The organism is Lentibacillus juripiscarius (assembly GCF_042685205.1).
In the GTDB taxonomy this organism is placed as follows: Bacteria; Bacillota; Bacilli; order Bacillales; family Amphibacillaceae; genus Lentibacillus; species Lentibacillus juripiscarius.
The window spans coordinates 30676-56342 of sequence record NZ_JBHUNA010000033.1 but is presented as its reverse complement, the minus strand read 5'-3'; the positions used below and the strand labels follow the sequence as shown (position 1 = coordinate 56342).

The following is a 25667-nucleotide window of genomic DNA, read 5'->3' as shown; positions in this document are numbered from 1 at the left end:
TCTAATCCTTTAAAAGTTAGTTCAGTGTAGTAATCTACACTAGGTGCGACTGCCCGTCGCACAAAAAAGCTTCGGTCATGCCATTGGGCAATAGACCGAAGCTTTTCTTATTTCCCTATTGATTTGTATTTAACCGGTCATTGACCATCTGACAGACTTCTTGGGCATTCTGACCATCAGCATTAATGACGGGACCGGCGATGCTTGCCGTTGACATACCCATGACATCTTTATCCTGTCCTGAAATAACACAGCAGTCACAATAGCCGGTATCCTCTTCCGAATGCAGATCAATGACCTGGTGCCCCATTTCTGCCAAGGCTTCCTTGACATCTGTCAGCGTTTCTTCCACACCAATTCGTGCCATTGTATATACCTCCTCCAGTCAGCAAAATGTTCGACCCTAGTTTTGTCCATTCTGGAGAAAGTATACGACGCATTATTGGGCAGAAATGGCGTTTATCTTAGCCAAAGCAGCGCGGACACCTGTTTCAAGTGACGGTTCATCGGGCTTTAGCTGCGAACTGTGCAGGCCAGACGGCGAATCCACTCCAAGCAAAAACATGATGCCTGGAATTTCTTTTCTTTTTTATGTATTAACAGCCTAACTAATCAAACGAATCCGGCACTCGCAACAGGCAGCCCTCACTGAAGATAGCTTATGGCAAACACCTTATAGCAATTGCCGGCAGCTTGTTTAGTCATGCCAATCAAGCATCACTTTGTATAGTAATCCCTTTTGAACTGTTTCAGAATGACACGCCTTGTCAGAATCCCGTCAAAATGATTTTCTTCATCCGCGACACATACAAATGGATAGTTAGTTACTGCCTTTAACCCGTCCATAAAAGAGTCCGACCTCGATAAACACGGGATATCAGTATTCATTGCTTCGTGTACGCGCATATCCGATAATTTTTCCGTTTCAAACCGTTCCAGACCCAATACTGCATTTAAAATTCGCGTTTTGCCTATCGTTCCGGCAAGTTTATAAGATGAGTCCAAAACCGGAACAGCTGAATACCCTGACTTCACTAAGATCAATAAAGCATGCTCCAGCGGATTATTCAGCTGTACATGTGCCACCTTCTCTGAGGAAATCATCAAATCATCAACAACAATATCCGTTAACTTTTTGTCTTGTGTTGCACTCATATGAAAACGCTCCTTCTCCATTACTTAAAGTGCTCTATACTATTTTACGCTAATAAAAGGAGTTGGTTCATTTTATCCATATGTACAGTTTACCATATGAAAGCGAAGGAAACATCTTTTCATGTTGAATAGCTTTGTACCTTTTCCATATCCTATTTCCAAGAAGTTCGGTTGTCACCGGACAAATTGACTTTGTATACACTGAAGATATATCAAATAAAAAAGAGGCAAGAGGGAAATGCAACTGTACACATATACAAAGAAAGAAGAGGTTATTCATGCAACCACTCATGGGGCAGGTGCATTGTTAAGCATCGCTGGGCTTGTTTTACTCGCTGGTGATGCATCATGGAGCGGGGACTGGCGCCGGTTCATTTCCGTTTTTGTTTTTGGCGGTACCATGTTCCTAATGTATTTGACTTCTACCATTGTACACAGTCTGCCAAAAGGAAAGTGGAAAGAATTCTTCAAAATTGCTGATCACGCTTCTATATATCTGTTTATCGCCGGAACCTATACACCGTTCCTGCTGCTGCAAATGCCGGGCAATCTAGGATGGAAAATGCTAGCAATTGTATGGGGAATTGCTGTGACAGGCGTCCTGTTTAAAATTTTTTTCATCAGCCGGTTCCTTATTTTGTCAACGTTCTTCTATATTTTGATGGGCTGGCTCATAGTGTTTATATGGAATCCGCTGACAGCAGCCATGCATGAAAATGGCGTTGTTCTGTTAATTGCCGGTGGCCTGTTTTATACATTTGGAACTGTCTTTTATTTGTGGCGGGGATTTTACTTTCACCATGCAATCTGGCACATTTTCGTAATGGCGGGGTCAGCATTTCATTTCTTCTGCATCTTTTATTATGTTATCTGAACATATCCACTTCCCTTGTGCCTGTGAATAAACAGACACAGGCACCCTGGCCCGCGGCTGTTCAGAAAGGGTACTGGTTGAGCCATTGCCCTCCATCCATGGTGACAACTTCCCCGTTGATATAGGCAGCTTTATCAGACAGCAGAAAATGAGCAAGTTCCGCAATTTCTTCCGGGGTTCCAAGTCGTTTTAATGGCACAGAATTGACCGTGCGTTCTGCCGCTTTTTTCGACTGGAACAATTTTTCTGACCCGCCTGTCCGTTCAATCGGACCTGGTGCTATCGCATTCACCCGGATTCCGTATTTCGATCCCCATTCGACGGCCAATGTACGTGTCAGGTTGAGCACTCCGGCCTTAGCAGCGGATGAGTGGGCAACACCAGCCCCCGCATTCCATGCATAAGTAGCAGTCATATTCAGTATTGCGCCCGGTATCCCGTTATCCATCCAGTATTTCCCTGCTGCACGGCTGCAGTAGAACGTTCCATTCAGTACAATATCAATGACAGCATTCCAGCCATTGACGGATAATTCCTCTGCCGGGGCAACAAAATTTCCAGCTGCATTGTTAACAAGATAATCCAAACCTCCGAATGTTTCTACCGTCTCCTCGATCATTCGCTCAACATCTGCAGGCTTACGGACGTCCATCACGACAGTAGAAAGGTCACCTTTTGCGATTGTTGTCAACTCTTCCTTGGCCTCGTTAAGCCGTTCTTCATTTCGGCCAGTCAGGACGACATTCGCCCCTTCAGCACTAAATTTTTTTGCCATCTGCTTCCCCATGCCACTGGATGCACCAGTAACTATGACTGTTTTATTTTCCACGATATCCCCCACTTTTCAGTATCTCTAGCTTCAGCATAACCCCAAGTATCTAAAAAGTCAAAATAATAGTCACTTGTAAAAAGCCCGTATTTTTTGCTCCGGCATATTTCCTGTCCACGAAAAATAGGTTATGATTATACCAGGCTAAATGCTAATACCTGAAAGGCAGATAACAATGAACAGACGCACATTTCTAAAACGAGCAATTGGAAGCCTGGCAGCAATATTTGGTGTAGGTGGTGGGACATATTATTATGCGCGCGATGTGGAACCCCGGATGCTCTCCATTCATGAAGAAGAACTTGCATCAGCCAAAATCCCCGTTGCTTTCGACGGTTTTAAAATCATCCAATTTTCGGATACACATATTGGATTTCACTATTCCCTTGATCAGTTTTCGAAGCTGGTTGATAAAATAAATGATGAACATCCTGACTTGATTGTTTTTACTGGTGACCTGGTTGATGAACCACACACCTATCACTGGAATAATGAACTAATCCAGATTTTGGAAAAGCTTCAAGCAAACTACGGTAAGTACTGGATTTACGGGAATCATGATCATGGAGGCTATGGTACCGATATTGTTAAAAATGTCATGGATAAGGCTGGGTTCCAATTATTGAAAAACTCGCATACATCCATCGAGCACAACAGCGGACAAGTTGTGCTGGCAGGAATTGATGATGTTATGCTGGGCAGGCCAGATCTTGAGTCAGCCTTAAAAGATGCAGACGCCGAGGCTTTCACGATACTGCTTGCACATGAACCGGATTATGCAGATAACACGATTCAATTCCCAGTTGATGTACAGCTTTCGGGACATAGCCATGGTGGGCAAGTGCGTTTTCCATTCATTGGCCACCTGTATACCCCGCTTTATGCACAAAAATATGTGCAGGGGAAACACACCTTTCAAGAGAACAACCTGACATTGTATGTAAACCGTGGCATTGGCACTACCCGTCTGCCGTATCGATTCCTGTGCAAACCGGAGATCCATGTGTTCCAGCTAAAATCCTAAGGGAGCACTCTCACAACCGGGCGATTCTTAATATACTTGCGAAATTTCCCCAAAACAATGCATGCATATTGAAATAAGACAGGCTATGCGGTAGGCTATTAGTAAGTGCAAACCATTTCATATAAATAAGAAAGGAGGAATTATAAATGAGTCAGAAAACTTTCATTCCACTCAATGAACTGGCAAAGGCATTGTTTACCATCAACCGCCATGCCAAAACAGCTCCAGAACCCCGGCATCTCTATTATATCAAGAAGGAATCCATTAACCGGCTTCTGAAAGAGAACCGCGCCGAAAAAATAGGACTGCACTTTTCGAACCACCCTAAATTAAGCAATCAGCATTCGACCCTTTTAGTTAAGGTGGGAGACTATTTCTTCCATATTCCCCCAGCGAAAGAAGACTTCAAACAGCTGAGTCATTTAGGTGAGCTGGACAAGCACTACCGGAATCCCCCGGCAAAGATGTCCCTGTCACAAGCCAAAAAAATCATCTACCGTTATATTGACTGGAAGCCGCCGAAACAGCGTCATTCTACCGGAAGAAACTATAAATCTGCCTGTTTCACCCCATCATCCCTCGGTAAGATAGACTGGCCAGCAAAGAAGACACGGAGAAACTCCAGGTCACGTTATTAAAATAGAGCGCGTTCTACGATCAGACGCGCTTCTTTTTATTCCGTAAGATTTGTTGAAGGACATGTGCGATAGCCAAGATCACACCGAAAAAAGCTAGACAGTGCATTACGGCCGACAGCAGTACTTTGTCGAAAACGGTCGTCAGCACAATCCCGGACAATATCAGCACGAGCATCACCAGGCTGCTCACCATGTAATTCAGGAATTTCGTTGTTTTTGTTGTAACAGCCCATCTGGTAACTGGGCGGATAATGAGATAAACAGCAATAATAGCGATAAAAATATAAACGTAGGCAGCATTAATTTCTGCCAGGAACCCCCCCAGTTTCTCCATCATTGTAACCATCTCCTTTTTCAATCCTTAATACCCAACATAGACGAACTGATTCCGTATTATACTTGAACATGTCTGCTATAATAGCAAAAACAATAATTTTGGCTGGGGGGGTTTTACATTGAATAAAGCATTCACCTATATTCTGCTGGGAGCATCCCTGTGGGGAACGATTGGCTGGTATGTAAAAAATTTATATTCGTATGGCTTCACACCGATGGAAGTAGTAACATTGCGTGTGACATCCGCGGCATTGCTGCTAGTAATCTACCAGGCTGTGAGGGCACCGAATAAATTAAAACTGACTTCCTTCCGTGATATTGGCTATTTTATCGGTACAGGTATTTTTAGCATTGTTTTCTTTAACTTCTGTATGTTCACGGCCATTAATCTGTCTACCATACCGACAGCGACGGCATTGCTTTATACAGGACCTGCCTTTGTCACTGTATTATCATTTTTACTGTTTAAGGAACCGCTGACAAAACCAAAAATCGTATCACTGATTGTCACGCTTGCTGGCGTTGCACTGGTCGTCGGCCTGATTCCGCTCAACCTGGAGACTTTCCAGCTCGCTAGTGTTCTATTCGGACTCGGTTCAGGCTTTGGGTATGCGCTTTACAGCATCTTCAGTAAATTTGCGCTCAAGAAATATTCAAGTCTTTCAATTACTCAATTCACCTTTATCGTTGCCGCTGTTTTTCTGTTGCCGTTTTTTCCCTATGAGGAAAAAATGCACCTGCTAACGGACCCGACTATCCTGTTTTATGCGGCCGGGTTAGGCTTTTTACCAACAGCATTCGCATATATTATTTATACATATGGCCTCAACCAGACCGAAGCATCCAAGGCTTCCATCCTGACAACCGTTGAGCCAGTGGTTGCGGCATTGATCGGCATATTCCTGTTTCAGGAGCCATTTACTGTCAACCAGATGGCCGGAATGGCCTGCATTATTGGCGCCGTCATCTTCATACAAGTTTTCCCGGAAATGCCCCGAAAAAGATTGCCATAAGTGATATCCATCACGACATACATGAAAGAAACCCGATATAGTGAATGTAAGCTTAATCATTAGGAGGGATTGACAATGATTGAATTTACCATTGATCATAAACCGGCCGAAATCGTGAAAGTGTTTCCAAAAGCGAGTGATCTGTTCAAACGCAACCGGATCGACTTTTGCTGCGGTGGTGACCGGCCTTTGGGCGACGTGTGTAAAGAGCGAAATTTGGATGAAGCGGCTGTTATGAATGCGTTGAACGATGCCTACAAAGACTGGCAGAAAGAAGATCATAAAACCGTTGACTGGGATGCTGTATCGGCAAGTGACATTATGGACCATATCGTCCATACACACCATGCCTATTTACAGGAGGAGCTTCCGGCATTAGGAAAATTTGTTTCAAAAATTTTCCGTGTACACGGCCAAAACCATCCGCATTTAAAAGAGCTGCACCGTCTCTACAACGATTTTAAAGTGGACATGGAAGAGCATACAATGAAAGAAGAGGAAGAAGTTTTTCCACTGATTAAGCAATATGAAGAAAATCCAAACGATGAATTGCTGCAAAAGATTCACGAAGCTAATGGCGGACTGGAAGATGAGCATGATGCATCAGGAAACATTCTGAAGCGGATGCGCGAAATCACGAACGGATTTGAACCACCGGCAGATGCATGCAACTCCTACCGCATCACTTATGCACGCCTGGCAGATCTCGAGGCAGACACATTCCAGCACATCCACCTCGAAAACCACGTACTGTTTAAAAATTTGGGGTGATTACAATCCGAATTTCCGGATATGCGGCGGGTGCACCGCCGGTTTCATCACAGAAAAAAGCAGGGAGCAATCCTAGTGCATCCCTGCTTTTTTATTATTCCGAAAATGGTTCATCCAGTGGACTTTATGTTATGATGAATGAAAGATTTAACGTTCCATTGTATCGGCGTTTTGTTTAACGACTCTTTCATCAAGACGATACTCAATTTGTCTTATTTTTTTATCGTCTTCCAAGAGCTCCTGCTTATTTTGTTTTACTAAGTCTTCAAAATTCTGATATTTCGGACGCATGATTATGCACTCCTTTATTTGTGTTCCATTATAGTATACCCTAAATCTTACCTTGCAAATCAAAATTGTTTGAACATTTTATAACATTTTATCAACGGAGGTACCTGTATGCGGCCGACTGCGAATAGCAATTATACAGTGAGCTAGTATATGATCAGGAAGGGCCGGGCGGTCCCGGCTGTCATGCGTGATACTTACAGGCAAAAGCATCCCGTTTAAAAACATGGGGCTTGCGGTCAATAAACCGGACGGAGCATTTTCACCTTTCCGGCATTTCCCGCTGGCAATTAATCATCTTTTCAGCTAGGGATAGATTTAGTACGGAAAGAAAAAGTTGCATTGGTTTCAGGGAGTTCGTTTTCTTCCATTGGGGGAAGGATATATGAGGCTCTCCTATGCTTACAGCATGAATAGAATTAAGGAAGGGCTTCATCGTCTTGAATCCTATTTGAAGAAAGAAGCCATAATTTAACAAGCATCCGGCTGTGCTACTTTACTTTTTCAGCTGCGTTCTGACTTTTCATTGACTCGTAAAAGTTCAATAGCTTGTCCAATTCCTGGCTTAGCATAATAGACTCGTCGCTTGTAAAACCTTTTTCCATAGCAACTGCAGTCATTTCATTACGCAAACATTCGATACGTTTTAAAAGCTTTTCTGCACACATGGTGAATGCTCTTGCACCTCCTTCTACAACCTATTTTACTGTAGCATATCACAACAAAAAATGACAAGTTTCAACTGGCAGAGGGGGGATCCAAATGTACTTTAAACGAAATGAGTCCTATCGTTTTGTATTCAGGCAGCCGATTGACGGAAAGTTGTCCAAAACAGAAATAGGCAATACCGTGACCGCAAATGTACAAATACATGATGTGAGCAGCTACGGTGCCAAGGTATCCTGCCCAGATGCTATGAGCCTGCAGGAACATACCAGAATCTCGCTTTTATTTCATCTGAATTCATCCTACTTCCACTCACCTGGCACCATTGCATGGGTCAAAAGGTTCCACCAGTCATTGGAGCTTGGGCTGCATCTGGATACAGGTGACGAATACAGAGAGAGAATGACTTCAGAGCTGAAGCGCATTGCCAAACAGGAGAGGTACAACAAATAGGCTTATTCATCACAGCAGCAGGAAAGGATGTTTTCAAGTGGAAAAAGAAAAAAAGAAAAACGAGTGGCTGGAATGGGGTAAAGCCATCCTGATTGCGGTCATACTGGCGTTATTTCTCCGGACATTCGTATTTGCAACATCGGTTGTTGACGGTGAAAGTATGGAACCCACCCTTGAAGACGGAGAAACAGTTCTCTTTAACAAATTCACCTACCTGTTCAATGAACCTGAACGTGGGGACATCGTGATCATAAAAAAACCATTAAAAAATTATGTCAAACGGGTTATAGGCATGCCGGAAGAAACCATAGCAGTGAAAAACGGCGCGTTATATATTGACGGTAAAGCATATGAACAGGCATTCACCAGCAATGAGCGGCTTCAAAGCACTGGCCGTTTTGGTCCTATCAAGATCCCAGAAAACAGTTATTTCGTGATGGGTGACAACCGGGCAATAAGCAAGGACAGCAGAAATGGACTGGGCTTCATACGAGAGAGTGAGATTATTGGAAAATCGGAGTTTGTCATTTTCCCTTTTAACGAATGGTCTTTGACGAAGTAAGTGATAATGTGAAACTTCAATTGATGGGAATTTTTTATCTCCCACTGATTGTTAGTTGAACGAATCAGGAATTTACGGGCTGTTTATCCCCCACCTCACGTTTCCGGCTTCCCCACGTTTAGAGGTGGGTTTTACAGCCTATTAATGCGTGAAAAAGTGTAAGGGGCAGACATCCAGAAGCAAAAATCAGCATCAGTTGACTTTTCCCGATTGCGGATAATTGGCCACGTCTGCTTGTCTGGCCCTTATCATGCTGTCTGCAGTAATATACTGCATTATTCATTATCAAAGATGCAATAGCCAATATTAAGCACAAGCAATCCAAAGCAAACGACGCCAAAAACGGTTTCCCACACTTCCATGTACGTATACCTCCTTTACGCAATACCTATATAAGCTTACACAACATATTCTCTTCATTTCTATCATACCAATTCCCCCATCCAAAATAAAGCGAAAATGTGGTAAAATAAAAAAACAAATAACTTGCTGGCAACAGACAGCGCCATCAATAAGAAGACAGACGAAAGCAGGTATAACCATGCATCATTGCCCATATTGCGGTACAAAAGTTCTGGATGATGAAGAATATTGTCTGAATTGCGGCAAAAAGCTGCCTGCAGACAGACAAGAACGTCTTAAAACGAAAAAGTCATTCAACAATTACTGGTATATCCCGATAGCCATTTTCGCTCTCTTCCTTTTGGTTTCGGGCCTCTATTATATCTTTTTACAGAATCAATCAGCAAAGGCTGCCGAAATGTACCAAAAAGCAGAGGCTCATGCCATGGAAGGTAACTATACGGAGGCAGTCGACTCATTGGAGCAGTCAATTAGCCATGATCAGAGCTTCCAGCAGGCAAAAGATGCACTTGAATTCGCACAAAAAGCTGCAAGCATTAAAAACGACATGGAGAAAGCAACAGGCCTGCTGGAAAAAAAGGAATTTCAGAACGCATTGTCGCTCATTAACGAAGCGGAAAGCAGCATCACGAATTACAACGGTGAGGCCGTTACACAACTGATTGACAAACTTACAGCCAAGCGTGGCAGCATTAAACTTGCCCAATTAGAACAAAAACTGAGCCAGGACCCTGGCATCGATGATTTAAAAGTTCTGTTATGGGAGGCTGATGCAATCCAATCTGATGAGGCTGATGAGATGATGACTTCCATCCGCGAACAGATTGTAGACTATATTTTTTCAAAAGCAAGCGAACAGTTAAATAATAACCAATTTTCGGATGCCCTGCTGCTTGTAGAAGATGGCTTGAAGTATGCACCCGATTCCGAGAAACTCCTTAGTCTCAAAACGACGATTGATAAGGAAAAAACAGCCTTTGAAACAGCACAGCGGCAGCGGATTGAACAAGCCATCAATTCTGCAGAAAAGGAAAAGAAGTTAAACAAGAATGAGGCCATCGAACTTGTTTCCGTTAGTACTGAACGTGGTGACAAAGCAAAATTGGCCGTGACAGGCAAAGTGAAAAGTGGTGCAACAATACCGGTAAATTCGATACTGGTTGAATACTCCCTGGAAGCAAACGGTGAAGCTCTTTTAACGAACGAGGTTTACGTCTATCCTGACACCCTTTATCCGGATGAAACTGGTGAATTTGAATTTACACATTATGATATTGACCGTAAGAAAAAAGACATTAGCATTAATGTGGACCGGATTAAATGGTACACGGATCCAGACCAATCACAATAGGGATAAGTTGAGGTGAACATATGAACAAAAAACAGCTTGGTCCGATCATCGTCTCGATTTTTCTTGTTGCAGCCGGCTCCTTTGTCCTGGTGCTTATACATGATAAATGGCAATTTAATAATATCAAAGTCAGTAACCCGGCTATCAGCAAAGTGGAAACAGCCACCCAGGAACTTGACTTAAAATCCATCATTCATACGGCTGAAAAAAGTGTTGTACAAATTGAGGGGCAGAGCGAGCAGACGACCGTGACTGGATCTGGATTTCTATTCAACGAAAAAGGGGACATTATTACAAACGCGCACGTTGTCAATGATGCCGACGTCATTTATGTCCGGACTGCCAATGGTCGTATTTACCCAGCGGCGGTAGTTGGGACGGGTGAAAGCACAGATATAGCTGTTATCCGAGTGCCACAGCTGGCCGGACAGAAATCACTGAATATCGAAACAAAGAAAAAAGCGGAGACAGGTGATGAAGTCATTTCCCTAGGAAGTCCGCATGGCTTTCAGAACACCGTCACACTTGGAATAATATCAGGAACAGAACGTAATTTTACCGTTGACGGCTTTGAATACCAGAACGCCTATCAGATTTCGGCCCAAATAACGGAGGGCAACAGCGGCGGACCACTGATCAGCCGAGAGAGCGGCAATGTAATTGGGATAAATGCTGTAGGCACAAATGATGGCACCCTTGGATTCAGTATACCTATCGATGACGTTCACAAGCAGCTATCGACCTGGTCCAATGAAGCAAAAAACGAAAACCTGGAATTCGGAAAAACAGAGGATATCGACAGCACAGAAAACACCGAGCAGCTCGTGGAGGATGCGGAATATGTTGCTGACTACTTTCTGGAAAGCATCAGCATGCGGGATTATGTCGGGGCTTATACCCTGCTCGGAAGCAAGATGCAGGCAGGCGTATCCTACTCTGACTTCCGGGAGCGATTTATCCATTATGTTAACCTGGAGTACTCGGACTTAGAAAGTAAAGCCACAGATGACGGCAGAGTGGAAACGTCCTTGTCTGTAACAGCTGAAAAAAACATGCCAAATGAAAAGGAAACGAAACAGGAAACGTTCACCTACGTGTTCACCATCGGACACGAAAACGATCAGCTCAAAATACTGAAGATCAGCAAGTCATCAGACGATGGCGAATGAATTAGCACGATAACAGACAAACCAGCTTGTACATAGATTCGTGCAAGCTGGTTTTAGCATTGATAGGCCTCTTATCCGCCATCATCAATAGGCACGAACTTCCCCCTTAAACCATCGTTTATCCAATAATGATTTTCTCTTTTGGATAATGGTATTTCCCTTCTTTTTTATTACTTTTGAAGATGAATAAAAACGTAAGGATTCCTATTCTTCCGATGAACATTAATATCATAATAATAATCTTGCTGAAGGACGACAGGTCGCCCGTTATTCCAAGTGACAGACCTACTGTACCAAAAGCAGAAGCCACCTCGAAAAGTATCTGTGCCAGGTCAAAAGGTTCTACAATGCTTAAAATGATGGTCGCTGTCAGAACAAAAATAATCGCCATTAATGTTACGGTCACAGCTTTCATCAGATCCTCTTCATGCACTTCACGGTTAAATATCCGGATATTTCCCTTTCCTCTCGCGTATGTAATAATAAAAATGACAACGAGGGCAAAGGTAGTTGTCCGAATCCCTCCTCCTGCACTGCTTGGGGAAGCACCAATAATCATCAAGATTGACATAAACAAATGATTCGGTTCACTTAGCTGGCTCACGTCCATTGTTGTCAGCCCTGCACTTCTCGTTGTAATGGACTGGAACAAAGAGTAGAACAGTGCCTCATGCCAGGATTTACCCGCAAAGAACCCGCTAATATCCAAAAGCATAATAAATAATGTGCCAACAACAATTAATGCGAGAAACGTCAGGGTAGTTATTTTGGTGAACAGCGAGAAGCGGAGCGTTTCCCGTTGTTTTTCCCCTGCAAATAAATGTTCTTTCACTTCAATCAGGACAGGATAGCCAATCGCCCCGAAAATGATCAGCAGCATATTGATGAACTGGACAAAATAATCATCTTTAAACAGCTTCAGTGATTCACCGGTTATATCAAATCCGCCGTTTGTTGTTGCACTGATCACACCAAAAAAGCCTTGAAAATAGGCTTCCTTTGCTGTCGGAAAGTACTGGAGGTAATATGTCCCCAAAATGATGAATCCGATGAACTCAATCGTTAAAATGACGAGCAGTATTTCCCTGACGAGCCGGACAATTCCAGAGAAAGAGGTCTGATTCTGGTCGGCCATGATCAGCTGCCGTTCTTTGATACGGATTTTCTTTCCGACAATCATCCAAATGAACGTTCCAATTGCCATGACACCCACACCGCCCAGCTGCAGGACAATCGCAAGCAGAACAACCCCTGTCGTACTGAAGGTGTCAGCAATGGTCAGCGTGGACAGACCCGTCACACTAAGTGCACTGACAGCGGTGAACAGAATGTCAATGAACGGCGGATTCACCCCATCCTGGTGCGCTGCCGGCAGCGCCAATAGAGCAGTGGCCACGATAACCGCTATAAAATAGAATAAAAAAATCATTTGTACCGGGGATAGTTGTTTTACCCAGCTGAAAATGGAATGCTTGAACATATTGTACTCCTTGGTGCCTATATTAATTATGTCGGCTCACCGCCGAAAAACTTAATAACATTATAGCAGGCAAAACCATAGATTGCCTCTATTTCAGGAAATTTTAACAGACTTTTTACTAACCCAGTGAATTGGTTAGAAAAACTCGGCATTCACCTATCTTTAGCGAATACCGAGTTTTTTTATAAGACCAGCCATAGTTTAATGCTTTCTGACGTAATAAAGAAAGGTTAGGCATCATGGCTAACCTTTTTCAGATCTTTTCTTTAAATTTTTGCATCAATAACTGACCCTGATATCCCTCATCAATCAACGCTTGCAGTTTCTTTTCAATAATTTCTTTATGTTGATCAACGATAGTTCCCATGAAAAGCACATTGATTTGATTGCCAATGTCATTTATCCCAATAATAGACGTGATGAATGTGGCCGGCTCATTGCTTTCTTTCGTTATTTTCACCTGCAGCAGCACTTCTTCTTCGCTGTGGCGCAGATCCTGAAAGAATCCATTATGGGATTGTTCAAGATAGGCCTCAACAACCCATCTGTTCTGTTCATCTTCACGGTTAATGATCAGACCGTCAAGCAAGGGGATATCCTTCTGCAGCATATCTGCATGATCATTATCAATAACTTTCAGCGATCGGAGCTTGAACGTTTTCATTGCGCATCCCCCCTGTCAGCCACCGATATAGGACATTTCAATTTTTTTCCGGTTTTTGCGCGTTTCTTCCGAGCGCTCTTCAGAGTAGCGGTCTTTCCGTCTCCCCCACAAGTTGGTTAGTTCCTCCTGCAGTTGATCATCGGTCAGTTCATCGCGCAGTTTTCCCCGTATATCAAAGCCATCTGAAGCAAAGAGACAGGTATAAAGTTTCCCGTCAGCAGACAATCTGATTCGTGTGCATGTTCCGCAGAAAGAATCGGTAACAGAGGAGATGACCCCTATTTCGCCTTCCCCATCTTTATAGCGGTATCTTGACGCAACTTCCCCGTAATAATTCTCTTCTGCAGGCTCCATTGGCATTTCCTGATCAATCCTGTTAATGATATCTTTTTTGGAAATGACGTGTTTGAAATCCCAGCCATTATGGTTTCCGACATCCATAAACTCTATAAAACGAAGGATAATGTCTTTTCCTTTGAAATACCGCGCCATTGGCAAAATTTGACTGTCATTCATTCCTTTTTTGACGACCATATTGATTTTTACCTGGAGTCCAGCTTCTCTGGCAGCCTCAATCCCTTTTAAAACAGGGCGGGTCACTACTCCTTTGCCGTTGATTTGCTTGAAGACCTCATCATCGATCGCATCCAGACTCAGATTCACACGCTCCAGTCCAGCAGCTTTCAGTTTTTTAGCCATCTTGGGCAGAAAAACGCCATTGGTTGTCAATGCTATATCGTTAATGCCGGGAATTCGGGCCAGTTCTGCAATCAATTTATCAAGGTCCCGGCGCATAAGTGGCTCACCGCCTGTAATACGGATTTTCTCCACACCAAGCTCGGCAAACACTTTTGCCAGCCGGATGATTTCATCAAAACTGAGCAATTCCTCTTCAGACAGAAAGACGTAATCCTCACCAAATATTTCTTTTGGCATACAGTATGTACACCGGAAATTGCACTGATCAATTACCGATATGCGGAGATCTTTGAGCACTCTTCCAAAATGATCTTTAATTGGTGCTGGTTTTTGTTCCACAGAACCACTCCTTTTAGAGGTTGCTTATCCTCTTTTTGAACCGCACTTTGAGGTTTAAAATTCACCCTGGCCTTCCTGGTCTTCCAACAAAAGCACTTCTACTTCATCACCGGCTCTAAATCCGCGTGTGCCCCCTGGCAATACCATCAGGGCATTTGCATACGCCAGCGACGTCACCACATTGGATTTATCGATTCCCGACGGCTGCACATGAATCCGCCCATTTTCATATGTGACAGAGCTGCGGACAAACCGTGTAAATGGATTTGCCTTTGGAAACTCCTCCAGTAACTCCGCCTTCACCCGCCTCAAAAAAGGGTTCTGGTTGCTGAGGCTATGCTGCAAGAGAGGCCGGACAAACAGTTCAAACCCGACGTAGCAGGCAGAAGGGTTTCCGGAAAGGCCGTATAATAATTTATCACCAAACACCGCTGCGGTAGTTACACTTCCCGGACGCATGGCCACTTTATTGAACAGCACTTCCGCACCAAGTTTGTCGTAGATAGCCGGCATAAAGTCGAAGTCACCGACCGAAACACCGCCAGTCGTAATCAGAATATCAACTTCGTCCATTGCTTTAAATACCGTTTCATAGCTCGCCTCGAATTCATCCTTAAGCTTGCCGAAATAACGATAATCAGCACCGGAACGAGTTATCTGTGATGCTATCATGTACGCATTGGAATTGCGTATTTTGCCAGGCTGCAGCTCCTCATCCACATCAAGCAGCTCCGTACCTGTAGCAATGATTCCAACTACCGGTTTCTTGCTCACTTTTACTTCACTATATCCAAATGTCGCTAGAACAGCTTTTACACCAGGGTTAATAATTGTCCCCTTTGGTATCAGCAATTCTCCTTTGGCTACTTCAGAGCCTTCCTCGATAATATTCTGTCCCGAATCCATTTTGCGTTTAATAGACATATATGGCTGTTCATCGTTTTCATATGTCTGACAAATTTCAAACATTGTAATACAGTCCGCCCCAGCAGGGATTTGCGCACCGGTCATAATCCGTGTCGCCTCCCCTTTATGAAGCTGTTTTTCCGGTACCTGACCTGCCCCGATGTGCTCAATGACCTTAAACGATACAGGCTGATTCCGTCCAGCCCCCTGTGTATCTTCCGAGCGTATAGCAAACCCGTCATAAGGCGATTTAGGGAATGACGGGACAGGATGGGATGCAACAACATCTTCAGCGAGTCTTCTATTGTCACAATCCGTAATAGCGATATATTCTGTATACCCGTCCCGCCTTTGTTCCCAAACACGGTCGATTGCCTCTTTAACTGGAATAGGCTTTCGCAATTCTGCCATAAAACATCAGACCTTCCATAACAAGTCGTTATCCTCAGTTTAACAAAAACAGGCATAAATTGATATCATCATTGCCCCCGGTATAGCTGATAATCGTTGTGAATTGAACATATTGTGAACATGGATCGGAAAATCAGGATTACATTTTTCATGAATCTTTAGTAAAATGAAAGCAATTACATAAAAGGGGGCTGCCGAATGAAAAGATTTAGCTGGCTTCTGGTGCTGGTCCTGTTGGCTGCCTGTAATGATGAACCAGCCATTGTAAAAAAGGACGACAAACCGGAGAACCCGGCAAAAGATCCAAAAATCGTCGAACAGGAAAGTGATGAGCAGGAAAGCAAAGAATTCATCGAGTTTACGCTGCCGGACGAGGAAGTGCTTATCAACCTGGAGATGGTGCCGATTCTGGATGCATATTTGCAAGGGGTGGAAAACCGGGATCAAACAATCGAGGACATGGACATGCAGCACATTAATGCCGATAACAGGAACCTTTATCTGTTGGAATTTTCCTGTACCGATGGTTTGTGCTCGTATTTACTGCTGGACCGGACAAATAAAAATCAGACCTATCTTGTTGCAGACCTTGCTAAATCTGTATCAATAAAGTTATCACCCGACAGTTCCAAAATCCTCTTCCACTTCAATCGGGAACAATCAGAGCTGCCAGCTTCCAACATTGTTGTTTTCCACTTGGACAAATGGAAATCAATGCCGCTTGCCAACGTAACCGGTGAGGAAGATGTTCTCGACTATACCTGGACGGTCTTAACAGCTAAGTGGGCGGATAATGACAGGATTAAGGCCACTATCCCGGATATGGATAGCCGGTCAGACGAGGCGATCCAGCAATGGGAGAACAACGGCCGGCTAACAAAGGAAGTCGAGTTCACATTGGACACCGATAATTAAAAAACAGCACCGCCATTTGGTCGGGTGCTGTTTTTATTCGAATACCAATTTTTCCTCATGCTGAATCGTTACTTCTTTTTTCCCTGCTTTGAATACTGATTCACAAAACAGCATATGTTCTCCTTCATTGGGTGCTTTAAATGTTTTTGGATCCTGCGGGTGGTAAGTGCTTCCTTTCTTTAGAGTTTTTGCCACTGTGCTTCCCGTATAGTCATGGTTACGGCGTTTGAAAGAGAGGGAAATTAGTGGTGTCTGGTGCTTTACGGTAACCGGGTCTTCCCCAGTATATTGGACCGACCGGTATACCCGAAAACCTTCATCCATTCTTTCCACCTGAATATGCATGACAAAGTCACCTTTATGTATTTCTCTTGTTTTCCCGCTGGCAAGCTCTGCATCTTCAAGTTCGTAATATAAGTACAGCAACAGAAGAAGAAAAACACAAATAATAATTATGGCTTTAGCTGTTCTCTTCATTGGTATCCCCCATTTCCTACTATATAGGACGAATGAACCCCTCCAAAAGTTTCCAAAAATTTTTTAATGAAAAGGGAAAAAATAGAAAGCATAAATAAAGATATTCTTTGAAAAATAAATGGTGAAGCACAACGGAAAAAAACATTTCCGTATGCTTTACGTTACCCTAAGGAAGCCTACCACTGAAGGAGGATACCGATGACCGTTTCAAGCCAGGTTAAACAAACGTTAGCAGGTTTAAAAAGCGCACAAGCAAGCTTTGAGCAATTCGCTCTGCAAACAGAAAATAAGCAAGCAAAGCAGCTTTATGAAAATGCCGCTCAGCAGACACAAGGTGTATTGCAATCGGTAGAAACACGCGTACAACAGATTGAGCAGGAAGAACCACAGTACAAAGGATTTTAAATGACGAGGCTGGCTGTCCAGCCAGCCTCGTCCAAATCTTGGAGGTAACCAATGAAAAAGGCATTTCGACTTGTACTGACACTCGGAATTATCTTCATCCTGATAAGCTGTTCAGCACAGGACGACACGTCAAAGGGAAATTCGGATAATACCGATTTCAAAAAAATTACATCGACAAACACCAGCAGTCAAACTGTTGCCAATCAGGCTAAAGAAAAGCTGCAAAAACGAGAAGGAGTTACATCGATTCATGCCGTAAATACGGACAAACAACTTATCATTGCATTTGAAATCGAACATCATAAACGTTTTCAATTAGCATCCATAAGAAAAAAAGTGCACAAACAAATGGAAAAGACATTCCCTGAACACGAGGCAGAAGTGTCGACGGACAAACGGATCATTCTTGATCTTCAGGAGCTGGAAAAGAAAGTCGACAAAGGGAAACTGTCAAAAAAGCAACTGAAAAAAGAAGTCAAACAACTGGTTAAACGAATGAAAGATAAAACTTAAAGTGAGCGTGATGGACCATGGCAAATAAGAAAAAGAAAAATTTACCGCCGGCTGCACAGCGATATCAGGAATTTCAAAAACATAGGGAAACGAAACGCCCCCTGTTAAAAAACTGTGTAAAAGCATTCTTTGTGGGTGGTTTTATTTGTTTCATCGGCCAAATCATCTCCACCATTTACGTCTATTTCTTTGATTTCACGGAACAGACGGCCGGCAACCCGACAGTAGCAACACTTATTTTCATCACGATGTTTTTAACCGGGTTTGGCGTCTATGACCATATTGGACAATTTGCCGGGGCTGGGTCCACCATACCTGTTACTGGTTTTGGGAACTCAGTTATCTCAGCAGCGATTGAACACCGCTCCGAAGGCTTCATATTAGGTGTTGGCGGGAACATGTTCAAACTGGCTGGGCCTGTTATTGTATACGGCGTTTTTTCGGCATTTGTCATCGCTCTCATCAAAACAATCATCATACAATGGGGTGGCTTATAATGTTGAAGGGACACCGGACATGGGTTTTTGAAAATCAGCCAGTCATTATTTCAACCGGAACCGTTGGCGGTCCATTTGAAGCAAACGGCAGAATTCCGGAAGCTTTTGATATTTTGCATGACGATATGTGGCTGAAACAAACATCATTTGAGAAAGCACAACGGACCATGATGGAAGAAGCATGCCAGGTCGCTGTCAAAAACAGCCTTATTCAGAAAGAGCAGGTGCAGTTTTTCATAAGTGGTGATTTGATCAACCAAATAACACCGAGCAGTTTTGCAGCCAAGACACTGGATCTTCCTTATTTCGGCTTATTCAGTGCTTGTGCTACATCAATGGAAAGTCTTGCACTCGCCGCATTCCTAATAAATGGAAATGGGGCAGATTATATTTTGAGTGGCACAGCCAGTCATAATGCCGCAACGGAAAAACAATTCCGGTATCCGACAGAATATGGCGGACAAAAACCGCCAACCGCCCAATGGACTGTAACCGGTGCCGGTTGTGCACTCGTTGCGAAAGATGGCATCGGGCCTAAAGTAACCTCCGCTACCATCGGTAAGGTGGTGGATATGGGGGTGACGGATCCATTCAACATGGGTGGTGCAATGGCTCCTGCCGCTGTGGATACGATTGAAGCACACTTACAGGAACTTGGTGTGGATGCTTCACACTATGATTTGATTATTACAGGTGATCTTGGTCAGGTTGGTCAGGAGGTTTCTTTGGACATGCTGCAGAAGAAAAATATTAATGTCACCAAGGAAAACTACAAAGACTGTGGACTGACGATTTATCGTGAAGATCAGCCAGTATTTTCCGGCGCGAGTGGTACAGCAAGTTCTGCAGTTGGGGTTTATGGCCATTATTTGCAGATGCTGAAAGAAAAGCAGCTAAACCGTATTCTTATGGTAGCAACCGGAGCACTGCATTCTCCGCTGAGTGTGCAGCAGAATGATTCTATTCCTTGTATTGCACATGCAGTATCAATTGAAGCAGGAAGTGATACATCATGATTTTTTTCTGGGCATTTGTTGTAGGCGGCATTTTTTGTGTTATCGGGCAAATTATGTTTGATGTATTCAAACTTAATCCAGGAGTCGCATTAACCATTTTTGTCATAACTGGCGCTGTTTTGGACGGGCTTGGACTATATGATCCGCTAATCGACTTCGCAGGTGCCGGTGCGACTGTCCCAATAACCAACTTCGGCAACCAGCTTGTCCACGGTGCCATGCAGGAAGCAGAGCAGCATGGCATCATCGGTGTAGTGACAGGCATATTTGAAGTCACCAGCGCCGGTATTTCGGCAGCTATCATTTTCGGCGTCATCGGTGCCTTCCTTTTCAAACCTAAAGGATAGGAGGATTAGTCATGACCGTCAGCTCGCAAGTGAAAGGATGTTACGCTTCGCTGAAGAGTGCTGATGCTACACTTGAAACACTAGCAGCTAAAACAAGCAGTCAGGAAGCGGAGGAAGCGTTCCGACAAGCAAGAAATACAGTCCGAACCGTTAAACAGGACCTGGAACAGCAAGTCATCTTTCTTACCAAAGAAGAACCGCAATATAAAAGCTAAAAAGGTTCATTTACGCGACAAGGAATGTCGGGGCTGTCCTGCCGCTACGCCTGCGTCGAAACAACATGGAAAAGGATGGATACCATGCCAGAGTGGATTGAAATTATTGTTCGTTCAACAATTTTATTACTCGTATTATTCATGCTAAGTAAAGGCTTCGGCAAGAAGAAGCTGTCTCAGCTTACAGTCTTCCAATTTATGCTCATGATTGTCATTGGCGGCATCGTTGCCATGAGTGTGATCAATCCGAATATCCCTATTGCCTACGGGTTTATCGCACTGGCCGTCTGGTTCATCATTCCATTTGCTGCAGAATTTATTGCGCTTAAAAGCAAACGGTTCCGTGACGTAACAAAAGGTAAAGGTACAGTATTGATTCAAAACGGCAAAATCATGGAAGATAACCTGAAAAAAGAGCGTGTCACAACAGACGATTTGCTCAGCAGGCTGCGCAGCAACAATGTTTTCACAGCCGCTGATGTCGAATTTGCAGTAATGGAACCAACCGGGGATGTGAATGTACTTCCTAAAAAAGAAAACCAGCCTGTCACTCCTAAGATGCTAGGAACAAAAGTGTCCCCATCAAAAGAACCCCAAACAGTCATTATGGATGGAAAAATGCTATTAGAGCCATTAGCAAATGCTTCCTTGAACCCTAATTGGCTGGAAACTGAACTCGAAAAGATGAATGTCAGCATTGAAAATGTTTTTCTCGGTCAGGTTGACAGTGATGGACAGCTAACAGTCGATTTATTCGATGATCAACTTTCTGTACCAACCCCAACGGAAAAACCACTTCTTCTGGCTACCCTGAAAAAATGCCAGGCGGATTTGGAGATGTTTGCGTTGGAAACAGAAAACAAAGAAACCAAAGTGCTGTACCAAAAAAACAGTGAACGGCTTCAGCAGGCTATTAACAAAATAACGCCGTACTTAAACTGAGAAGACCGTGTTACAATCCCGGTGGTATCCATCTGCATCCCAAAAAACAAACAGGCACCCATTATACCGGGTGCCTGTTTGTTTTACTCGTCTATATGAAGGGCAACTTTACCAAATTGTTTTGATTCTTTTACATAATTCATCGCGTCAGATGCTTCACTGAGCGAAAATGTACGATCCACTACTGGATGCATCTGGTGACTTTCCATGAAATCCAGCATGGCATGTAGCTCCTCCCTGCTGCCCATGGTCGAGCCAATCAGCTGATACTGTCCATAGAAAAACGAGCGCAAATTAAGCTCAATCGTATCTTCTGTCGTTGCACCAAACGTAACGATCCTGCCGCCTTTTTTCAGCACTTCCAAAGAACGGTTGAATGTCGCTTTTCCTACACTTTCAATAACCAAATCAATCGTTTCATCCGCCAATTCTTCCGGCCAGCTGCTGTTCGTATCAATGGCACGATCGGCACCAAGTTCTTTTGCCTGTTCCCGTTTTGCTGTACTGCGGGAGCTGACGATGACACGGGCACCTGCTTTTTTAGCGAATTGAATAAGAAACGTCGCTACACCGCTTCCTGCTCCTGGAATGAATACTGTTTCACCCTTAGCAGCTTTTCCCCTTGTAAATAATGCTCGATACCCAGTTAAGCCTGACAATGCAAGCACTCCTGCTTCATCCCATGACAAGTGTTCCGGTTTCTTTTCAAGTTGCTCTGCAGACAGCACAATGTATTCAGCGAACGTCCCATTGTCAGGCATCCCTAAAATCTCAAATTGTTCCGGTGGTGCATCACTATTTTCATACCAGCCAAGGGACGGATTAATAATTACTTCATCTCCGACAGAAAATTCGGTTACACCCTCGCCGACCGAGTCAACCACACCGGCACCGTCCGAACCAAGAATAAGTGCTCCCGGTTCTTCCCCTCTGCGGCCAGGGATAGAACAATCTCGCCGGTTCAATCCTGCCGCTTTTATTGCGACCGTAACTTGTGCATGGTCAGCAAACGGTTTGTCCATTTCTTTCTGTTTTAATTCCCCATGTTCGTGTACAAATGCTTTCATAGCCATTGGCCCTCCTCATAATATTTACTAAATGTATGGAGATGCTGTTTTTCGGTTATATCATGTGAAAAAAGTGGGATATAAATTTTCTCTTGTTCCGCAAATGTCTCTTTGATGAGGTCCAGATACTGGTGTTCATGAGTTTTTCGTTTCTGCAAAAATTCGCCATCGGCATCTTTCGGCAGTATTTTGTTGACGATCAGCGTTTTTACGTGCAAATGATAATTGGCCAGTAAGTCAATTGCTTTTTCGGTTTCCACAATGGACAAACGCTCCGGGTTAATAACAAATGCAAAACCGGTCACCCCGTCATCCAGAAGAATCTCCCGTGCCCTTGCAAAGCGTTCCTGGCGTTTTTTCAGCACATCATAGATCGGGTCCTCGACAGGCTCACCATCGTTCAGCAGCTGGCTGTAGTTTTCATTCGTTTTATTCCGTTTTTGCAGCATTCCTTCAATCCAGACTCCCATCAATTCAGGCAAGGACAAAAGACGGATGGTATGGCCTGTTGGTGCTGTATCAAATATAAGCTTATCATAATGTTGCCTTTCTTCTAAAATAATTGATATTAATTTATCGAATAACGCCGCTTCATCGGCACCAGGGGATGCTTTTGCTGTATCCAGCTGGCGGTGGACTTCTTCCATCATGCCGGAATGCACGACATTGCTGATATTCGATTTCACTTCTTTTATATAGGTGTCCGTCTCTTTCTGCGGATCGATTTCAATGGCATCAAGACTGTCGGCTACTTTGGTGACCGTGCCGCCGATCTGCCGGTTAAAAATATCACCCAGATTGTGGGCAGGGTCCGTGGAAATAAGCAATGTATGAAAGCCATTCAGCGCTGATTTCCAGGCAATTGCTGCCGCAGATGTGGATTTGCCTGTCCCGCCTTTGCCGCCTGCAAATATAATTTTCTTCTCTAATACTTTCATCATGCTAACTCCTTTTTCATCATCTTTGTCGGGTTTCTGGTCACTAGCAGCAGCGGATGCCTGTCAGTGGTGATTTATCCATTCCCATCCGCAAGTGCCAGTCATGAAACTGTTCAATCATGTATGGATACAATTCCAGTGTATAGTAATAAACCGGATTCGGGATGCCGAGCATTTCTGAATATAAGAGCAGGAGGAATAAGTCATCCTGATCCCGGAGTTCCCTGGCTATTTCCTGGCGATGCGGCATACGGAGTACTTCTTCATAAAATGCCGCGAGTCTCTTCAGCTGGTCCAGCATATGATCACCCCTTTACAAAACTGTCCCAGTAGTTAATAAAGCGAAAGAGTGCCAACATCTGTAACATTGGCACCTTCGCAACTTCACTATTTCGCATGTTTATCCAAATCATCCGGTGTTTTCAGGTTCTGCGTTAATGAGCTGAACGCTGTCAGCACAATCCAGACGGCAAACACAAAGATAATTGCGCCCAGCACGAACAGCAAAAGTTTCGGGTCACTGCCGAACCATGACCATTCAAACAGCACTTGTTGGAACATGGCCCATAATGTCATAAACATCACAAAGATCATTGGTATCAGTGTCACCAAATAGTTGCTGCCCCGTCTCTTCAGCCAAATAGAAATCAAAAGCAAACTGATGCCAGCAAGCAGCTGATTGGATGTACCAAACAGCGGCCAGAGCAAGTAACCGCCTGACCCAAACCCTTTGGATCCTTCCGGCAAGAGTACCAACACTGTGCTGGAGATAACCGCTACCGATGTGGCCACATGCATTTTGGAAAGCGCCGGCACTTTGTATTCCGCACCAAGTTCTGCGATGATATAGCGCATCATACGGACTGATGTATCCAGCGTCGTTGCTGCAAAGCTAACAATAATTATCGATACAATCGTCCCAGCAATGTCTGGCGGGATCATTAATCCTGTCGCCAAAGCACTCGCACCTTCAACAAAGACATTCAGCCCAGCTTCGTTAGCCGCTGGAAAACTGCTGTAGGTCGCCAGAAATTCATCGGTACTTCCAAAGAACGTGACAACAGCCAAAATCGATACGAGAGCAAGTGTACCTTCACCGACAGCACCAAAATATCCGACAAAACGTGCGTCTGTTTCTTTGTTAAGCTGCTTGGAAGATGTTCCGCTTGAAACGAGACCGTGGAACCCGGATATCGCACCACAAGCAATGGTGATGAATAACAGCGGGAACCAGGACGTATCTGCACCAGGATTCGTGATTGGTGCTGTAATTTCCGGATTCGTAAACAACAGACCAAGGTATAAAATGGCCAGACCGACGACAAGCTGGTGCGAATTAATAAAATCACGCGGCTGTAAGAGCTTCCAGACCGGAATGGTGGAAGCGATATAGACGTAAGCCATTAAAATAATAATCCAAATCAAAAACGCGCTATTAACTGCACCCATGCCGAATAAACCAGCACTACCCTCACCGCCAAAATACCGAACCAGATCAATTTGCAACACTTCCGCTCTGCTCGCAACAATCGCCGCCAAGTACATAACGGCGAGTGCTATCACCGAGGGACCCAGCATTTTTGCATTCCGCTTATAAACGGCATAACCAATCCAAATAGCCAGCGGGATCTGGATGAATACCGGAATAACACTTGCCGGGTATGAAACAAACAGATTAGCAATTACCCAGGCAAAAACAGCATTCACCATCAATACGAGAATCAAAATAATAAATAAGAACAGCATTTTTGCCCGCTGGCCGACCAGCTTGTCTGCAAGGGTCCCGATGGATTGTCCTTTATTGCGTACGGACAGGACGAGCGTGCCAAAGTCATGGACACCAGCTGCTAAAACAGTGCCCAGCACCACCCATATCAATGCTGGTAGCCAGCCCCAATAAACGGCAATTGCCGGTCCGAGAATTGGTGCCGCACCAGCGACAGAAGTAAAGTGATGTCCCCATAAGACAAATTTGTTTGTCGGCACAAAGTCCACATCATCCTTGTACTTGTGCGCCGGCGTCACATAGTTTGGATCAAGCCGGAAGATCTTCTCGGCTACCAGCTTGGAATAATACCGGTAGCCAAGCGCAAAGACCACCAACCCGATCACTGCTGCCAAAATACCACTCATTCGCCTCTCCTCCTTTTAATTGGCAGAAACATCAGAAAATTGTAGGTATCCCATTAGAATATATGCGGAAACGCTTTCTAGTACAACTTCATTTTACTATAAATACAGATAAATTTAAATATTTAAAACCCTAATTGAAAGATAATTCTTAGAATAGTGTTTCTAATTGCTTAGTGCGAGTGAAAGAAGGAAGATTTTGCTTATAAGGAGC

At 43.9% G+C, this 25667-nt stretch carries 32 protein-coding genes; 17 read left to right on the top strand and 15 right to left on the bottom strand.

Annotated elements, in window-relative coordinates; translation table 11 throughout:
• Positions 1-115 precede the first annotated feature (115 nt).
• Both ACFSUO_RS13830 and cbpB read right to left on the bottom strand, forming a co-directional pair.
• Complete coding sequence (locus ACFSUO_RS13830; protein WP_382395087.1) at positions 116-367, bottom strand: YkuS family protein; 252 nt, start codon at positions 365-367, stop codon at positions 116-118.
• 350 nt (positions 368-717) lie between these two features.
• Positions 718-1155: a cyclic-di-AMP-binding protein CbpB gene (gene cbpB / locus ACFSUO_RS13825; RefSeq protein ID WP_382395085.1), complete on the bottom strand. Its 438-nt coding sequence runs from the start codon at positions 1153-1155 to the stop codon at positions 718-720.
• 238 nt (positions 1156-1393) lie between these two features.
• Between cbpB and trhA the strand changes: the two genes are divergently transcribed.
• On the top strand, positions 1394-2029 hold the full coding sequence (gene trhA, locus ACFSUO_RS13820) for a PAQR family membrane homeostasis protein TrhA (protein ID WP_382395083.1): 636 nt from the start codon (positions 1394-1396) through the stop codon (positions 2027-2029).
• A gap of 61 nt (positions 2030-2090) precedes the next feature.
• On the opposite strand, the gene fadH is transcribed toward trhA, so the two are convergent.
• Positions 2091-2858, bottom strand: coding sequence for a 2,4-dienoyl-CoA reductase (gene fadH, locus ACFSUO_RS13815; RefSeq protein ID WP_382395081.1), 768 nt, complete (start codon positions 2856-2858; stop codon positions 2091-2093).
• A 175-nt stretch (positions 2859-3033) separates the two neighbouring features.
• On the opposite strand from fadH, the gene ACFSUO_RS13810 reads away from it, so the two are divergent.
• Positions 3034-3882, top strand: a complete 849-nt coding sequence (locus tag ACFSUO_RS13810; RefSeq protein WP_382395079.1) for a metallophosphoesterase — start codon at positions 3034-3036, stop codon at positions 3880-3882.
• A gap of 146 nt (positions 3883-4028) precedes the next feature.
• A complete protein-coding gene (locus ACFSUO_RS13805; RefSeq protein ID WP_382395077.1) occupies positions 4029-4520 on the top strand; it encodes a YkyB family protein in 492 nt (163 codons plus the stop codon).
• Positions 4521-4539: 19 nt separating this feature from the next.
• Here the strand turns inward: ACFSUO_RS13805 and ACFSUO_RS13800 are convergent, their stop codons facing one another.
• Positions 4540-4857 carry a hypothetical protein gene (locus ACFSUO_RS13800; RefSeq protein WP_382395075.1) on the bottom strand — a complete coding sequence of 106 codons (318 nt, stop codon included), beginning with the start codon at positions 4855-4857 and terminating at the stop codon, positions 4540-4542.
• Between the two features lie 118 nt (positions 4858-4975).
• On the opposite strand from ACFSUO_RS13800, the gene ACFSUO_RS13795 reads away from it, so the two are divergent.
• A complete protein-coding gene (locus tag ACFSUO_RS13795) occupies positions 4976-5869 on the top strand; it encodes a DMT family transporter (RefSeq protein ID WP_382395073.1) in 894 nt (297 codons plus the stop codon).
• Positions 5870-5944: 75 nt separating this feature from the next.
• The gene (gene ric, locus ACFSUO_RS13790; protein WP_382395071.1) at positions 5945-6640 is read left to right on the top strand and encodes an iron-sulfur cluster repair di-iron protein; all 696 of its coding nucleotides are present in this window, start codon (positions 5945-5947) and stop codon (positions 6638-6640) included.
• 147 nt (positions 6641-6787) lie between these two features.
• On the opposite strand, the gene ACFSUO_RS13785 is transcribed toward ric, so the two are convergent.
• Complete coding sequence (locus tag ACFSUO_RS13785) at positions 6788-6931, bottom strand: FbpB family small basic protein (RefSeq protein WP_382395069.1); 144 nt, start codon at positions 6929-6931, stop codon at positions 6788-6790.
• A gap of 488 nt (positions 6932-7419) precedes the next feature.
• Positions 7420-7596, bottom strand: a complete 177-nt coding sequence (locus tag ACFSUO_RS13780; protein WP_382395067.1) for a Spo0E family sporulation regulatory protein-aspartic acid phosphatase — start codon at positions 7594-7596, stop codon at positions 7420-7422.
• Positions 7597-7690: 94 nt separating this feature from the next.
• Here ACFSUO_RS13780 and ACFSUO_RS13775 point away from each other — a divergent pair, with 94 nt between their 5' ends.
• The 4 genes from ACFSUO_RS13775 (at position 7691) to ACFSUO_RS13760 (ending at position 11492) form a co-directional block, all read left to right on the top strand.
• A complete protein-coding gene (locus tag ACFSUO_RS13775; RefSeq protein ID WP_382395065.1) occupies positions 7691-8047 on the top strand; it encodes a PilZ domain-containing protein in 357 nt (118 codons plus the stop codon).
• Positions 8048-8084: 37 nt separating this feature from the next.
• On the top strand, positions 8085-8609 hold the full coding sequence (gene lepB, locus ACFSUO_RS13770) for a signal peptidase I (protein ID WP_382395063.1): 525 nt from the start codon (positions 8085-8087) through the stop codon (positions 8607-8609).
• Positions 8610-9150: 541 nt separating this feature from the next.
• Entirely contained in the window at positions 9151-10323 is a 1173-nt protein-coding gene (locus tag ACFSUO_RS13765; protein ID WP_382395061.1) for a zinc-ribbon domain-containing protein, read from the top strand.
• A 20-nt stretch (positions 10324-10343) separates the two neighbouring features.
• Positions 10344-11492, top strand: coding sequence for a S1C family serine protease (locus ACFSUO_RS13760; RefSeq protein ID WP_382395059.1), 1149 nt, complete (start codon positions 10344-10346; stop codon positions 11490-11492).
• Positions 11493-11610: 118 nt separating this feature from the next.
• Here the strand turns inward: ACFSUO_RS13760 and ACFSUO_RS13755 are convergent, their stop codons facing one another.
• The 4 genes from ACFSUO_RS13755 to ACFSUO_RS13740 all read right to left on the bottom strand — a co-directional run bounded on the left by ACFSUO_RS13755 (position 11611) and on the right by ACFSUO_RS13740 (position 15991).
• On the bottom strand, positions 11611-12972 hold the full coding sequence (locus ACFSUO_RS13755; protein WP_382395057.1) for a TrkH family potassium uptake protein: 1362 nt from the start codon (positions 12970-12972) through the stop codon (positions 11611-11613).
• 253 nt (positions 12973-13225) lie between these two features.
• Positions 13226-13636 carry a YwpF-like family protein gene (locus ACFSUO_RS13750; protein ID WP_382395055.1) on the bottom strand — a complete coding sequence of 137 codons (411 nt, stop codon included), beginning with the start codon at positions 13634-13636 and terminating at the stop codon, positions 13226-13228.
• 15 nt (positions 13637-13651) lie between these two features.
• Complete coding sequence (gene moaA / locus ACFSUO_RS13745) at positions 13652-14674, bottom strand: GTP 3',8-cyclase MoaA (RefSeq protein ID WP_382395053.1); 1023 nt, start codon at positions 14672-14674, stop codon at positions 13652-13654.
• Between the two features lie 54 nt (positions 14675-14728).
• Complete coding sequence (locus tag ACFSUO_RS13740; RefSeq protein ID WP_382395051.1) at positions 14729-15991, bottom strand: molybdopterin molybdotransferase MoeA; 1263 nt, start codon at positions 15989-15991, stop codon at positions 14729-14731.
• A 198-nt stretch (positions 15992-16189) separates the two neighbouring features.
• Between ACFSUO_RS13740 and ACFSUO_RS13735 the strand changes: the two genes are divergently transcribed.
• Positions 16190-16906: a hypothetical protein gene (locus ACFSUO_RS13735; RefSeq protein ID WP_382395049.1), complete on the top strand. Its 717-nt coding sequence runs from the start codon at positions 16190-16192 to the stop codon at positions 16904-16906.
• A gap of 33 nt (positions 16907-16939) precedes the next feature.
• On the opposite strand, the gene ACFSUO_RS13730 is transcribed toward ACFSUO_RS13735, so the two are convergent.
• The gene (locus ACFSUO_RS13730) at positions 16940-17383 is read right to left on the bottom strand and encodes a hypothetical protein (protein ID WP_382395047.1); all 444 of its coding nucleotides are present in this window, start codon (positions 17381-17383) and stop codon (positions 16940-16942) included.
• 198 nt (positions 17384-17581) lie between these two features.
• Between ACFSUO_RS13730 and ACFSUO_RS13725 the strand changes: the two genes are divergently transcribed.
• From ACFSUO_RS13725 to ACFSUO_RS13695, 7 genes are all read left to right on the top strand, one after another.
• The gene (locus ACFSUO_RS13725; RefSeq protein ID WP_129673800.1) at positions 17582-17788 is read left to right on the top strand and encodes a DUF1657 domain-containing protein; all 207 of its coding nucleotides are present in this window, start codon (positions 17582-17584) and stop codon (positions 17786-17788) included.
• A gap of 51 nt (positions 17789-17839) precedes the next feature.
• Positions 17840-18301 carry a YhcN/YlaJ family sporulation lipoprotein gene (locus ACFSUO_RS13720; RefSeq protein WP_382395044.1) on the top strand — a complete coding sequence of 154 codons (462 nt, stop codon included), beginning with the start codon at positions 17840-17842 and terminating at the stop codon, positions 18299-18301.
• Between the two features lie 17 nt (positions 18302-18318).
• Complete coding sequence (gene spoVAC / locus ACFSUO_RS13715; RefSeq protein WP_382395042.1) at positions 18319-18798, top strand: stage V sporulation protein AC; 480 nt, start codon at positions 18319-18321, stop codon at positions 18796-18798.
• Entirely contained in the window at positions 18798-19814 is a 1017-nt protein-coding gene (spoVAD, locus tag ACFSUO_RS13710) for a stage V sporulation protein AD (RefSeq protein WP_382395040.1), read from the top strand. The genes spoVAC and spoVAD overlap by 1 nt, the downstream gene beginning before the upstream one ends.
• Positions 19811-20161 (top strand): stage V sporulation protein AE, encoded by a 351-nt coding sequence (gene spoVAE / locus ACFSUO_RS13705; RefSeq protein WP_382395038.1) that lies wholly within the window; start codon positions 19811-19813, stop codon positions 20159-20161. Before spoVAD ends, spoVAE begins: the two co-directional genes overlap by 4 nt.
• An 11-nt stretch (positions 20162-20172) precedes the next feature.
• Positions 20173-20376 (top strand): DUF1657 domain-containing protein, encoded by a 204-nt coding sequence (locus tag ACFSUO_RS13700; RefSeq protein WP_382395036.1) that lies wholly within the window; start codon positions 20173-20175, stop codon positions 20374-20376.
• An 84-nt stretch (positions 20377-20460) separates the two neighbouring features.
• Entirely contained in the window at positions 20461-21318 is an 858-nt protein-coding gene (locus tag ACFSUO_RS13695; protein ID WP_382395034.1) for a DUF421 domain-containing protein, read from the top strand.
• Positions 21319-21401: 83 nt separating this feature from the next.
• Here the strand turns inward: ACFSUO_RS13695 and ACFSUO_RS13690 are convergent, their stop codons facing one another.
• From ACFSUO_RS13690 to ACFSUO_RS13675, 4 genes are all read right to left on the bottom strand, one after another.
• Complete coding sequence (locus tag ACFSUO_RS13690; RefSeq protein WP_382395032.1) at positions 21402-22385, bottom strand: zinc-binding dehydrogenase; 984 nt, start codon at positions 22383-22385, stop codon at positions 21402-21404.
• Positions 22382-23323, bottom strand: coding sequence for an ArsA family ATPase (locus tag ACFSUO_RS13685; protein ID WP_382395030.1), 942 nt, complete (start codon positions 23321-23323; stop codon positions 22382-22384). The genes ACFSUO_RS13690 and ACFSUO_RS13685 overlap by 4 nt, the downstream gene beginning before the upstream one ends.
• Before the next feature lie 43 nt (positions 23324-23366).
• Positions 23367-23624 (bottom strand): cory-CC-star protein, encoded by a 258-nt coding sequence (locus ACFSUO_RS13680; protein ID WP_382395028.1) that lies wholly within the window; start codon positions 23622-23624, stop codon positions 23367-23369.
• 86 nt (positions 23625-23710) lie between these two features.
• Entirely contained in the window at positions 23711-25456 is a 1746-nt protein-coding gene (locus tag ACFSUO_RS13675; protein WP_382395026.1) for a carbon starvation CstA family protein, read from the bottom strand.
• Positions 25457-25667 lie beyond the last annotated feature (211 nt).